We start from the raw sequence: 13,698 nt of genomic DNA on the forward strand, positions 1-13,698 counted from the left end.
AGGAATTTCATGGCAAAAAAGGATCAAGAATCACAAGAAAAACAAGTTCTCACAGAGTGGCAGAAGAGAAACCTCGAATTTTTGAGAAAAAAAGAAACCGGAGATTCTGAAGAATTTGCGAATGGGAAGGTCGTTCATTCAGAAGGAGCGACTTCAAATGAGAGCCAGCCACCAGTGAAAAAGAAGGTTAGAAAGAAAAAAAAGACCAAAAAGAGGAAACGAAAAAAAGGGAATACGAGTAGTAATATTCCAATTGCACAACAAAATCTTGCGGGACTAGTTATTTTTATCGCTGCAATCCTAATCGTATTTTCACTTTTCTTTATTTCACCTTGGTCAAAACAAAAGGTTCTCACTGTATCAGGAACAAAAAATGCTCTACCAGAAGATGTGAAAGTTGCAAGTGGAATTCTTGATACAGACTATATCACTCATGTCTTTTTCAACCAAGGAAAGGTTGCATCAACTGTTGAAAAAACCAATGTTTGGGTTAAAAAGGCTACAGTAACTTATAGTTTTCCAAATCAATTTAATATTGCAGTAAAAGAATACCCAATTGTTGCTTATCGTCAAACTACAAATGGTTATGTTTCTATTCTTGAAAGTGGTAAGACAGGAGGAACGGTTTCAACTAGCAATCTACCTGATAAATTCATCACTTTAAAGATGGATGACGAGAAGAAAATCGAAGATTTAGTAAAAGAATTGAATAAACTTGATTCAAAAATCAAGAATAATATTCAAATTATTAATCTTACGCCAACTAAAGCAACTTCAGATTTACTAACGATTGAGTTGTATGATGGCAATTCCATTCGTGTTCCTCTTTCTCAATTAACGGTTAAGCTCCCTTACTACGAGAAAATTAAGAGCCAACTTTCAGATGGAAGTATTGTTGATATGGAAGTTGGACTTTATACAACGACTCCTGAGGTTGAATCATCAAAAACTGATGGGGATAAAAAGAAAGACAAAGATAAGACTGATAAAAAGGAAGAAAATAAAACTTCTGAAGAAGATCAAGATACTACAACATCAACTGAACAGCATTCTGAGGGAGAGTCTAATTCTGAAAATCCGGGTATTCAAGGACAGGAAAATCCAACTGTTGGTCAAGAAACAACTCTTCGTCCTTCCCCTGCTCAAGGCTAATATTGAATAATAAAAAACGTAAAATGCTGACATTTTACGTTTTTTTATGGTACAATAGTATCCGAATAATTCTGTTTTTATACAGTTTACAAAGATATTGAATGGAAAGATTGAGAGGTCGAGTGAATGGCTAGAGATGGCTTTTTTACAGGATTAGATATAGGAACTAGCTCGATTAAGGTTCTTGTTGCTGAGTTTATTGATGGATCAATGAATGTCATCGGGGTAAGTAATGTTAAGAGTTCTGGTGTGAAAGATGGCATCATTGTTGACATTGACGCTGCAGCGAAAACAATCAAAACAGCTATTGAACAAGCAGAGGAAAAAGCTGGGATTGTTATTGAGCAAGTGAACGTTGGGCTTCCAGCTAATCTTCTTCAAATTGAGCCTACGCAAGGTATGATTCCTGTAACAAGTGAATCAAAAGAAATCAAAGATGAAGATGTTGAAAGTGTTGTTCGCTCAGCCTTGACAAAGAGCATTACACCTGAGCGTGAGGTTATCTCACTAGTTCCTGAAGAGTTTATTGTTGATGGCTTCCAAGGAATTCGTGATCCTCGTGGAATGATGGGGATTCGTCTTGAAATGAGAGGTCTCATTTATACAGGACCAACGACAATTCTTCACAACCTTCGTAAGACAGTTGAACGTGCTGGTATTCAAGTAGAGAATATTATCATCTCTCCTCTTGCAATGACACGTGCTGTTCTAAATGAAGGTGAACGTGAGTTTGGTGCTACTGTTATTGATATGGGTGGCGGTCAAACAACTGTTGCAAGCATGCGTGCTCAAGAACTTCAATTTACCAATATTTATTCTGAAGGTGGCGAGTACATCACTAAGGATATTTCAAAAGTTTTGAAGACTTCAATGCAGATTGCTGAAGCGCTTAAGTTCAATTTTGGTAATGCAGATATTGAAGAAGCAAGCGAAACAGAAACTGTCCAAGTAGAGGTTGTAGGTGAGAATTCACCTGTTGAAATTACAGAAAAATACCTTGCTGAGATTATCTCAGCTCGTGTGAAGCATATCCTTGATAGAGTTAAACAAGACTTGACTCGAGGACGTCTACTTGATTTGCCTGGTGGCATTGTCCTTGTAGGTGGAACAGCTATCATGCCAGGTGTGGTTGAAGTTGCTCAAGAGATTTTTGAAACAAATGTTAAACTTTACGTGCCAAACCAAGTTGGTATCCGTAATCCAATGTTTGCAAATGTGATTAGTCTTGTTGAGTATGTTGGTCTTCTTACAGAAGTTGACATCATCGCGCAACAGGCTGTGTCTGGTGAAGAGTATCTTCGTCGTAAACCAATCGACAATGAGACTCCTTCCTTGAGTTTTGATAGAACTCCTGCTCCAGCACCTCGAGTGGCTCCTCAACCAAATCCTATTCCTGTTGAGAACACTATTGAGGTACCTCTGCCAGTTGAAGAAGAAAATCATGAACAAAAACAAAAACTTGGTGATCGTGTTCGTGGAATTTTCGGCAGTATGTTTGATTAATTGAATCTAGTAAAAGCGAGGAAATAAAATGAGTTTTTCATTTGATAGCGCATCAGTTCAAGGTGCGGTAATTAAAGTTATCGGTGTCGGTGGAGGTGGCGGAAACGCCATCAACCGAATGATTGAAGAAGGTCTTGCTGGTGTTGAATTTATTGCAGCTAATACTGATATTCAAGCACTCAGTTCTTCTAAAGCAGAAACAGTAATCCAATTGGGTCCTAAATTGACTCGTGGCCTTGGTGCCGGAGGTCAACCTGAAGTTGGTCGTAAGGCAGCTGAAGAAAGTGAAGAAACACTTACAGAAGCTCTTACAGGAGCTGATATGGTCTTTATCACTGCTGGTATGGGTGGTGGCTCTGGTACAGGGGCAGCACCAGTTATTGCACGTATTGCGAAAAGTTTGGGTGCATTGACAGTTGCAGTTGTGACACGTCCATTTGGATTTGAAGGTAACAAACGTGGTGCCTTTGCTGTCGAAGGGATTCAAGAGTTGCGTGAGCAAGTTGATACTCTTCTTATTATCTCTAACAATAACCTTCTTGAAATCGTTGATAAGAAAACACCACTTCTTGAAGCTCTTAGTGAAGCAGATAATGTTCTTCGTCAAGGGGTTCAAGGTATTACTGACCTTATCACTAACCCAGGTTTGATTAACCTCGACTTTGCCGATGTGAAAACAGTTATGGCCAATAAAGGTAATGCACTTATGGGTATCGGTATTGGGTCTGGTGAAGAACGTATTGTTGAAGCTGCACGCAAAGCAATCTATTCACCACTTCTTGAAACTACTATTGATGGTGCAGAAGATGTTATCGTTAACGTAACTGGTGGTCTTGATATGACGCTTACAGAAGCAGAAGAAGCTTCTGAAATTGTTGGTCAAGCAGCTGGTAACGGTGTTAACATTTGGCTTGGTACATCAATCGATGATACATTGAAAGATGAAATCCGTGTAACAGTTGTTGCAACTGGTGTTCGCAAAGATCGTGCTGAAAAAGTATCTGGTATCAAAGCTCAACCACGTAAAGTGACTACAGCTCCTTCACAACCATCAGCTCCTACTCAACAAGTTGTTCAAGAAGAACAACGTCCAGTCTCTCAACCTTCATTTGAACGTCAACCAAATTTTGACTATAATGAAACACCTTCAATGCCACAACCAGGAGTTCGTCCTGCAGCGGCAGCTCCTCAACAGGAGCAGTCAGCTTTTGGTAATTGGGATTTGAGACGTGATAATATTTCTCGTCCTGAAACTGGTCAACTAGATAGTCAATTGACTATGTCTACATTCTCAAGTGATGTCGAAGATGATGATGAATTAGAGACACCACCATTCTTTAAAAATCGTTAATAATGACTGTAGAAAAGAATAAAAATAATGTTTATCAAGCGGTAAAAGAAGCATGTGAAAAGGCTAATCGCTCTAGTGATGAAGTCAATATTATTGCCGTAACCAAATATGTTTCAAGTGATGTCGCTGAGGAATTGGTTCAAACGGGAATTAAGCACATTGCTGAAAATCGTGTTGATAAATTCTTAGATAAGTATCAAGCTTTAAAAAATTATGATTTGACTTGGCACCTTATTGGTACCTTGCAACGTCGTAAAGTAAAGGATGTTATTAATTTAGTTGATTATTTTCATGCTTTGGATTCTGTTAAATTAGCAGAGGAAATTCAAAAGCGTGCCGACCATACTATTAATTGCTTCCTACAAGTTAACGTTTCAGGGGAGGAATCAAAACATGGTTTTTCAGCTGAAGAACTTGATACTGTTCTAAAACAAATTGAAAATCTTGATAACATTTGTATAGTTGGACTAATGACTATGGCTCCAATTGATGCAGATGCTCAAGAACTTGATAAGATTTTTTCTGAGACAAATGAGCTTAGACAATCAATTCAAGAGAAAAAACTAAAGAATGTTCCTTGTGATCAGTTAAGCATGGGGATGAGTCGAGACTATGACATGGCTATTCAGAATGGATCAACCTTTGTCAGAATAGGCAGTGCATTCTTTAAAGAGAACGGAGAATAACCTTATGGCATTAAAAGACGCAATTGATAAAATTGTTTCATATTTTGATACCGACGAAGTAACAGATTATGAAGATGCTGCTAAAGAAGAGGCTAAAGCACGTCCAGTAAAAGCACGTCCAGTAAAAGCACAGAGACCTGTGCAGACACCACCTCCTCGTCAGCAACGTCAACCTGAGCGTTCTCAGGCAACAGTCCCTCCTCGTCGCCAACATGTTAATTCAGACTTACAGGAAACTCAAGTCCTTCGTAGTTTACCTCTGAGTCGTTCACAAGCAAATCAGGGACCACAACAAATGAATACAACTAAAACAACAATTGCAATTAAATATCCTAAAAAGTATGAAGATGCTCAGGAAATTGTAGAACTATTGATTGAAAATGAATGTGTTTTAATCGATTTTCAATATATGTTGGAAGCGCAAGCTCGTCGTTGTCTTGACTTTATTGATGGTGCTAGCAAGGTACTTACAGGCAACTTGCAAAAAGTCGGCTCTTCAATGTATTTGCTTACGCCAATTAATGTCGTAGTTGACATTGAAGAGATTGGTTTGGCTCACGGCAACCAAGAAGCTAATTTTGACTTCGACATGAAGAGACGTTAAGTGATGTCAGTATTACTTTATGTTATTTGGGCACGTGTTGTTAACGTGATAGAGATTCTTCTTGTAGTCTATGCTTTGTTATCCTGGTTTCCAGGAGCTTATGATACTAGACTTGGAAGAATCATTAGACAAATTGTTCAACCGATTCTCGCACCATTTCGTCGCTTGAATTTAGCTTTTGCTGGTATTGATTTTTCAATAATCGTAATTGTACTTCTACTAAACTTTTCACTTAGAATTCTTAGATTTATTCTACTCTGATGTCAGATATTAAAAAAATTGAACAGCATTACTCGTTAGATGAACGGCCTTTTCTAGAGAAGGTTAGGGGATTTTGTCATTTAGTTGATGAGAGGTACAGTCCTTACTTAACTGATTTCTTGAACCCTCGTGAAATTCAGATTGTTGAAGAGTTGGCTCATTATTACAATTTAAAATTTTTTGTGAGTTCAACTCTTGAATCTGAAGAGTATGGAAGAGTGATACTTGCTCCCGAATATTACGAGCTTGAAGAAGATGACTTTGAAATTAAACGATTAGAAATCTCATATGCGAGACAGTTCAATAAGTTGACACACCCAAAAGTTTTGGGAGCACTGATTAATCAGCTTGGTCTTGATCGTCAAGTATTTGGAGATATTATTCTTGATGAAGAAGGACGTGTTCAATTTTACATTGCTTCTCATTTAGCAAGTTATGCGATAATGACTATTACTAAGATTGGTAATGTTTCGATTACTCTAAAAGAAGTAAGTAAAGACGATTGGATTTCAAATCAAGAAAAGTATTCAAAAACTTTTGTCTTACTTTCCAGTATGCGTCTTGATAATGTGTTGGCGACGGTATTAAACTTATCTCGTTCTAACGCCTTAAAACTTATTGCTTCAGGAAAAGTAAAATTAAATTATAGACAAGTTGAGAAGGCTGATCAGGCGGTTATTATTGGTGATATGATTTCGGTTAGAGGTTATGGTCGATTTCGACTAGCTCAACAAGATGGATTTTCAAAGTCCGGAAAAGCTAAAATCGTTATTGAAAGTCTGTTAAGACGGAGAAAAAAAGTAGTTATTTAATTTAAACCATTAAATATGGTAATGAAAAATAAAGGAGGCCTGTAATGGCTATTACAGCACTTGATATTAAAGATAAACAGTTTACAACTAAATTTCGTGGATATAATGAGCAAGAAGTTGATGAATTTCTTGATATTATTGTAGACGATTATGAAGATTTAGTTCGTGACAATCGTGAACTTGCTGCTCGTGTAAAAGAGCTTGAAGAAAAATTGGCTTATTTTGATGAAATGAAAGAATCATTGAGTCAATCAGTTATTTTGGCTCAAGAAACAGCAGAAAAAGTTAAAGCTTCAGCGGCTGACGAATCAGCTAACTTGATTAATAAGGCTAACTTCAATGCTACTCATTTGGTTGAAGAAGCTAAATCTAAGGCATCTGAAATTCTTCGTGATGCAACAGATGAAGCCAAACGTGTTGCCATCGAAACAGAAGAACTTAAACGTCAAAGTCGTGTCTTCCACCAACGCCTATTGGCTGCAGTTGAAGGTCAGCTTAGCTTAGCAAGTGCTCCAGAATGGGGTGAATTGTTGCAACCAACAGCTATTTATCTTCAAAATTCAGATGCTGCCTTTAAAGAAGTTGTTGAAAAAGTTTTGGATGAGCATGTACCTGATTCAAATGATGCAGCTTCATTTGATGCAACTCGTCAATTCACTCCTGATGAAATGGCTGAACTTCAACGTCGCGTTGCTGAAAGTAATAAGCAAGTTGAAGATTTCTCTAGTCCAGAAGTTGATGAAACAAACGAAGTTGTTTCAACTCCAGTTGAGTTTGGTATTCCAGACACTTTCGAGAGTGAAGTGGCAGATTTCCCAACTTCAGCACCAGTAGATGAAGATTTTGATTTGCAACCTGAGACAACAGGTGAAATTAATCTAAACGAAACACAAACGTTTAAATTGAATATTAGCGAATAAGAAAAATACAACTTACCAAGTATATTAACAGCGAGTGGGAGATGGTGTGAGTCCCACATTCCCTATTTGGATAGTTATCATTTTCAAGCATTCTAACTGAAATAAGTAAGTTAGAAGGATGGTCCTCCTTACGGACATATGAGGGAGCAAATTCTTTTGCTCTGAATTAAGGTGGTACCACGAGCTTTCGTCCTTTTTGATGAAGGTTCTTTTTATTTAGTAAATTAAATTAAAGAGGAGATATAATGAAACTCAAAGAAACCTTAAATCTAGGTAAGACAGCCTTTCCAATGCGAGCTGGACTTCCTAACAAAGAACCAATCTGGCAAAAAGAGTGGGAAGATGTCAAGATGTATCAACGTCGTCAAGAGTTGAACCAAGGTAAACCTCACTTCACTCTTCATGATGGTCCTCCTTATGCCAATGGTAATATTCACGTTGGACATGCGATGAATAAAATTTCTAAGGATATCATTGTGCGTTCAAAATCAATGTCTGGTTTCTATGCTCCTTACGTTCCTGGTTGGGACACGCATGGTCTTCCAATTGAACAAGTGTTGGCAAAACAAGGTGTGAAACGTAAAGAACTTGATCGTGCTGAATACCTTAAGATGTGTCGCGATTATGCACTTTCACAGGTTGACAAACAACGTGAAGATTTCAAACGTCTTGGTGTTTCGGCTGATTGGGATAACCCATATGTTACTTTGACACCAGACTATGAGGCTGCACAAATCCGTGTATTTGGTGAGATGGCTAAAAAAGGTTACATCTATCAAGGTGCAAAACCAGTTTATTGGTCATGGTCATCAGAGTCAGCACTTGCTGAAGCCGAAATCGAGTACCATGATTTAGTTTCAACTTCACTTTACTATGCCAATAAGGTTAAGGATGGTAAAGGAGTACTAGACACAGATACATATATCGTAGTTTGGACAACAACACCATTTACAGTAACAGCTTCACGTGGTTTGACTGTTGGTGCTGATATCGAATACGTTCTCGTAAAACCTGCCGGAGAAGACCGTAAATTTGTTGTTGCTTCTGAATTACTTAATAGTCTTTCTGAGAAATTCGGTTGGACAGATGTGGAAGTACTTCAATCATACCGTGGTGAAGAATTAAATAAAATTGTGACTGAACACCCATGGGATACAGAAGTTGATGAGCTTGTTATTCTTGGTGACCACGTTACTACAGATTCAGGTACAGGTATCGTCCATACGGCTCCTGGTTTTGGTGAGGATGACTATAACGTAGGTATTGCTAATGGTCTTGAAGTTGCCGTAACCGTTAATGAGCGTGGTATCATGATGGAAAATGCTGGACCTGATTTTGAAGGTCAGTTCTACGATAAAGTGGCTCCAATTGTTATGGAAAAACTCGGCGATTTACTCCTTGCCAAAGAAGAAATCTCACACTCATACCCATTCGACTGGCGTACGAAGAAACCAATCATCTGGCGTGCAGTACCACAATGGTTTGCATCTGTTTCTAAATTCCGTCAAGAGATTCTGGATGAGATTGAAAAAGTTAAATTCCATTCTGAGTGGGGTAAAGTTCGTCTCTACAACATGATTCGTGACCGTGGTGACTGGGTAATCTCTCGTCAGCGTGCTTGGGGTGTGCCACTCCCAATCTTCTATGCTGAAGATAAAACACCGATCATGACTGAAGAAACTATCGAACATGTAGCTAAACTTTTCGAAGAACACGGTTCAGTTATTTGGTGGGAACGTGATGCCAAAGATCTTCTTCCAGAAGGTTTTACACATCCTGGCTCACCAAACGGCGAGTTTACTAAAGAAACTGACATTATGGACGTATGGTTTGACTCAGGCTCATCATGGAACGGTGTTGTTGTTAACCGTCCTGAGTTAACTTATCCAGCTGACCTCTATCTCGAAGGTTCAGACCAATACCGTGGATGGTTTAATTCATCCCTTATTACATCTGTTGCCAATAATGGTGTTGCACCATATAAACAACTCTTGTCTCAAGGTTTTGCGCTTGATGGTAAGGGTGAGAAGATGTCTAAATCGCTTGGTAACACAATTGCTCCTAGTGATGTTGAGAAACAATTTGGTGCTGAAATTCTTCGTCTTTGGGTAACAAGTGTTGATACAACTAATGACGTTCGTATCTCAATGGATATCCTTAGCCAAGTATCAGAATCTTATCGTAAGATTCGTAACACACTTCGTTTCTTGATTGCCAATACCTCTGACTTCAATCCAACAACTGATGCTGTAGCCTTTGAAGACTTGCGTTCTGTAGATCAGTACATGACTATTCGATTTAACCAATTGGTTAAGACTATTCGTGATGCCTATGCAAACTTTGAGTTCTTGACTATCTACAAAGCCTTAGTTAACTTTATTAACGTTGAGTTGTCTGCCTTCTATCTTGATTTTGCCAAAGATGTGGTTTATATTGAGAGTGCGGAATCACTTGAACGTCGTCAAATGCAAACAGTCTTCTACGATATTCTTGTTAAAATCACAAAACTATTGACACCAATCCTTCCTCACACTGCAGAAGAAATTTGGTCATATCTTGAATTTGAAACAGAAGACTATGTTCAATTGTCAGAGTTGCCAGAAGCAGAAGATTTTGTGGGTCAAGATGCACTTCTTGAAAGATGGAATGCCTTCATGGATTTCCGTGGCCAAGCTCAAAAAGCTTTGGAAGAAGCTCGTAATGAAAAAGTTATCGGTAAATCGCTTGAAGCTCATTTGACAATCTATCCTAATGCTGAAGTCAAAGAACTTCTTGAAGGTTTGAACACTAACCTTGCTCAACTTTTGATTGTTTCAGCATTGACTATTGCTGAAGGAGAAGCACCTGAATCTGCTGTAAGCTTTGAAGGTGTGGCATTCACAGTAGAACGTGCTAAAGGTGATGTCTGTGATCGTTGTCGTCGTATCGATCCAACTACTAAAGAACGTAGCTACAACGCAACTATCTGTGATCACTGTGCTAGCATTGTTGAAGAAAACTTTGCTGAAGGTGTAGCAGAAGGTTTTGAAGTAAAAGCAAAATAAAAAGAGTTCACCGTGAACTCTTTTTCTATTTGTTTTTCGAATATAGTATTGAACACAATAAAAAACTAGCTCAGCTAGTTTTTTATTATAGTCCGTAGTTATAATCATCGTCTTGCATGGCTTCGACAGTTCCTAGAAGGTAACCATTACCAACTTGAGAGAAGAAGTCGTGGTTAGATGTTCCTGTAGAAATACCATTCATAACGATTGGGTTAACATCGTTCGCACTATCTGGGAAGAGTGGATCTTGTCCTAGGTTCATAAGAGCCTTGTTGGCGTTGTAACGAAGGAAAGTCATAACTTCTTCAGTCCATCCAACACCGTCATAAAGAGATTTAGTGTAGAGCTCTTCATTTTCATACAATTGATAGAGGAGATCATACATCCATTCGCGGAAACTTTCTTGCTCTTCTTCAGGCAATTCGTTGAATCCAAGTTGGAATTTATAGCCAATATAGGTTCCGTGAACAGATTCGTCACGGATAATGAGCTTGATAATTTCAGCGACGTTAGCTAGCTTGTTATTACCAAGATAATAGAGTGGAGTGAAGAACCCTGAATAGAAAAGGAAAGTTTCAAGATATGTTGAAGCAACCTTTTTCTGAAGAGGCGTTCCATTTTCATAGATATCGTTAATGATTTTCGCCTTAGTTTGAAGGTATTCGTTACTGTTAGTCCACTCAAAAATTTCTTCAATTTCAGATTTTGTATTCAAAGTTGAGAAGATTGAAGAGTAAGATTTGGCGTGAACAGACTCCATGAACTGAATGTTGTTCAATACAGCTTCTTCATGAGGTGTACGGACGTCTGCACGAATGGCTTCAACACCTGTTTGAGATTGCATGGTATCTAGCAATGTTAAACCACCGAAAACTTTTCCAACCAAATCCTTTTCTTCAGCTGAAAGTTTACGCCAGTCATCAAGGTCATTTGAAAGTGGGATTCGTGTATCTAGCCAAAATTGCTCGGTCAATTTTTCCCAGGTAGATTTATCAATCGCATCTTCGATTTCATTCCAGTTAATGGCTTTGTAGTAAGTTTCCATTAGAAACCTCTTTCTTTATTGATATCGTTACTATTTTATCATAATTCAAAATCATGATATAGTTTTTTTGAGTTGATCTATTAAAAAAGTCGGCGAACCGACCTTTTAATGCATTTTGTAAATAAGAGTAGTGAAGTTGCTATCGTTAAATCACTATCTTAAATGACACAGCTCTCACATTGGTTAGAACCAACCTCTTCTCCATCATCTGTATAAGTACGGATGTAGTAGATTGATTTAATTCCTTTGTTAAAGGCGTAGTTACGAAGGATAGAAAGGTCACGAGTTGTTTGTTTATTTTCTGTTTTCCATTCGTAAATTTCTTTTGGTAACTCACTACGCAAGAATAGGGTTAATGACAAACCTTGATCAACGTGTTCAGTCGCAGCGGCATAGACGTCGATAACTTTACGCATGTCCATGTCGTAGGCTGAAGTGTAGAAAGGAATTGTGTCTGTTGAAAGACCGTTGGCCGGATAGTAAATTTTTCCGATTTTCTTTTCTTGACGTTCTTCAATACGTTGTGTGATTGGATGGATAGAAGCAGAACAGTCATTAATATAAGAGATTGAACCATTTGGTGCAACAGCCAAACGGTTTTGATGGTAGAGTCCATCTTTCTTAACGAGTTCACGTAGTTCTTCCCAATCTTTGGCTTGTGGGATGAAGTGACCATCGAAAAGTTCTTTGATACGGTCAGATTTAGGAACGTATTGGCCTGTAACGTATTTATCAAAGTAAGAACCATCAGCATATTTTGATTTTTCAAAACCGACAAAGGTTTCTTGACGTTCGCGGGCAATATTGTTAGATTCAACCAAAGTCCAGTAGTTCATAAGCATGAAGTAGATATTAGTGAATTCAACAGATTCGGGGCTACCATACTCGATATGGTGTTTAGCAAGGTAAGAGTGAAGCCCCATAGCTCCTAAACCAAAGGTATGAGCTTGTTGGTTACCATTTTTGATAGATGGTACAGCATCAATACTTGAGCTATCTGTAACAAAGGTAAGCGCACGTGTCATAGCTCTAATCGAACGACCAAAGTCAGGTGAAGTCATCATGTTAAGGATATTAGTTGATCCGAGGTTACATGAAATGTCTGTACCGAGTTTAACAAACTCTTGTGCATCGTTAAGTTCACTTGGTGTTTGAACTTGGAGAATTTCAGAACAGAGGTTGGACATGATAATCTTACCATCGATTGGATTGTGTCGATTGGCTGTATCAACATTGACGATATATGGATAACCTGATTCTTGTTGGAGTTTAGAAATTTCAGTTTCTAGCTCACGGGCATTAATCTTGGTTTTTGTGATATTTGGATTGGCAACCAACTCATCGTACATAGCTGTAATATCAATGTAGTTATATGGTTTACCGTACTCTTTTTCGACTGAGTAAGGACTGAAGAGGTACATATCTTCATTATTACGTGCCAACTCGTAGAATTTATCTGGAACTGTAACACCAAGTGATAGTGTCTTAACACGCACCTTCTCATCAGCATTCTCTTTCTTAGTAGAAAGGAAGGCAAGGATATCTGGGTGGAAAACATCCAAATAAACAACACCAGCACCTTGACGTTGGCCAAGTTGGTTTGAGTAAGAGAAGCTATCTTCAAAAAGCTTCATAACAGGCACGACACCAGAGGCTGCCCCAGCATAACCTTTGATAGGAGCACCAGCTTCACGTAGGTTAGATAGGCTAATACCTACCCCACCACCAATACGTGATAACTGGAGGGCCGAGTTGATAGAACGTCCGATTGAATTCATGTCATCCGTTACTTGAATAAGGAAACATGACACGAGTTCACCACGACGGCTACGTCCAGCATTTAGAAATGAAGGAGTAGCAGGTTGGTAACGTTGGTGAATCATTTCGTTAGCAAGGTCACTAGCAAGGTTTTCATCACCATCAGCAAAGTAAAGGGCGTTGAAAAGAACGCGATCTTCAATACTTTCGAGGTAAGACTCGCCATCGTTTGTTTTGAGGGCATATTGTTGGTAGAACTTGTAGGCTGCCATGAAAGATTGGAAGCGGAATTTTTGAGAATGAATTTCTGCAGACAACTTTTCGATGAAAGCAGGTTCGTATTTACCGATGAATTCAGACTCGATATAATCGTTCTCAATCAAATAATTAATTTTATCTGTGATGCTGTTGAATGCCATTGAATTTGGCTTAACGTTTTCAAGGAAGAAGGCACGAAGTGCTTCTTTGTCCTTATGCAAAGGAATTTGACCGTTAACAGGACGGTTAATTTCGTTGTTGAGGCGGAAGTATGAGACATCGCCAAGATTTTTTAAAGACATAA

General features: G+C 38.5%; 10 protein-coding genes and 2 pseudogenes. 10 read left to right on the top strand and 2 right to left on the bottom strand.

The features are described 5' to 3' along the window. The first annotated feature begins 9 nt into the window (after positions 1-9). From H7U02_RS05020 to ileS, 10 genes and pseudogenes are all read left to right on the top strand, one after another. Positions 10-1,152: a cell division protein FtsQ/DivIB gene (locus H7U02_RS05020; RefSeq protein WP_037600923.1), complete on the top strand. Its 1,143-nt coding sequence runs from the start codon at positions 10-12 to the stop codon at positions 1,150-1,152. 126 nt (positions 1,153-1,278) lie between these two features. Continuing rightward, on the top strand, positions 1,279-2,655 hold the full coding sequence (gene ftsA, locus H7U02_RS05025) for a cell division protein FtsA (RefSeq protein ID WP_002890666.1): 1,377 nt from the start codon (positions 1,279-1,281) through the stop codon (positions 2,653-2,655). 28 nt (positions 2,656-2,683) lie between these two features. Next, positions 2,684-3,773, top strand: a pseudogene (gene ftsZ / locus H7U02_RS05030) (cell division protein FtsZ); the annotation flags it as partial. Between the two features lie 74 nt (positions 3,774-3,847). Continuing rightward, positions 3,848-4,006: pseudogene (locus H7U02_RS11700) on the top strand (cell division protein FtsZ); the annotation flags it as partial. A 2-nt stretch (positions 4,007-4,008) separates the two neighbouring features. Then, positions 4,009-4,692 carry a YggS family pyridoxal phosphate-dependent enzyme gene (locus H7U02_RS05035; protein ID WP_201042899.1) on the top strand — a complete coding sequence of 228 codons (684 nt, stop codon included), beginning with the start codon at positions 4,009-4,011 and terminating at the stop codon, positions 4,690-4,692. A 4-nt stretch (positions 4,693-4,696) separates the two neighbouring features. Continuing rightward, positions 4,697-5,296 (top strand): cell division protein SepF, encoded by a 600-nt coding sequence (locus H7U02_RS05040; RefSeq protein ID WP_049528752.1) that lies wholly within the window; start codon positions 4,697-4,699, stop codon positions 5,294-5,296. A gap of 3 nt (positions 5,297-5,299) precedes the next feature. Next, the gene (locus tag H7U02_RS05045) at positions 5,300-5,557 is read left to right on the top strand and encodes a YggT family protein (RefSeq protein ID WP_201042901.1); all 258 of its coding nucleotides are present in this window, start codon (positions 5,300-5,302) and stop codon (positions 5,555-5,557) included. Further along, complete coding sequence (locus H7U02_RS05050; RefSeq protein ID WP_201042903.1) at positions 5,557-6,369, top strand: RNA-binding protein; 813 nt, start codon at positions 5,557-5,559, stop codon at positions 6,367-6,369. Before H7U02_RS05045 ends, H7U02_RS05050 begins: the two co-directional genes overlap by 1 nt. A 44-nt stretch (positions 6,370-6,413) precedes the next feature. Next, positions 6,414-7,289 (top strand): DivIVA domain-containing protein, encoded by an 876-nt coding sequence (locus H7U02_RS05055; RefSeq protein WP_002890673.1) that lies wholly within the window; start codon positions 6,414-6,416, stop codon positions 7,287-7,289. A gap of 245 nt (positions 7,290-7,534) precedes the next feature. Next, the gene (ileS, locus tag H7U02_RS05060; RefSeq protein ID WP_110980973.1) at positions 7,535-10,333 is read left to right on the top strand and encodes an isoleucine--tRNA ligase; all 2,799 of its coding nucleotides are present in this window, start codon (positions 7,535-7,537) and stop codon (positions 10,331-10,333) included. A gap of 85 nt (positions 10,334-10,418) precedes the next feature. Here ileS and nrdF read toward each other — a convergent pair whose 3' ends face one another. Further along, a complete protein-coding gene (nrdF, locus tag H7U02_RS05065) occupies positions 10,419-11,378 on the bottom strand; it encodes a class 1b ribonucleoside-diphosphate reductase subunit beta (RefSeq protein ID WP_014633295.1) in 960 nt (319 codons plus the stop codon). 158 nt (positions 11,379-11,536) lie between these two features. Then, positions 11,537-13,696, bottom strand: a complete 2,160-nt coding sequence (gene nrdE, locus H7U02_RS05070; RefSeq protein ID WP_013990782.1) for a class 1b ribonucleoside-diphosphate reductase subunit alpha — start codon at positions 13,694-13,696, stop codon at positions 11,537-11,539. Between the last annotated feature and the right edge of the window lie 2 nt (positions 13,697-13,698).

This window comes from Streptococcus sp. 3.1 (assembly GCF_016648915.1).
Taxonomy (GTDB): domain Bacteria; phylum Bacillota; class Bacilli; order Lactobacillales; family Streptococcaceae; genus Streptococcus; species Streptococcus salivarius_E.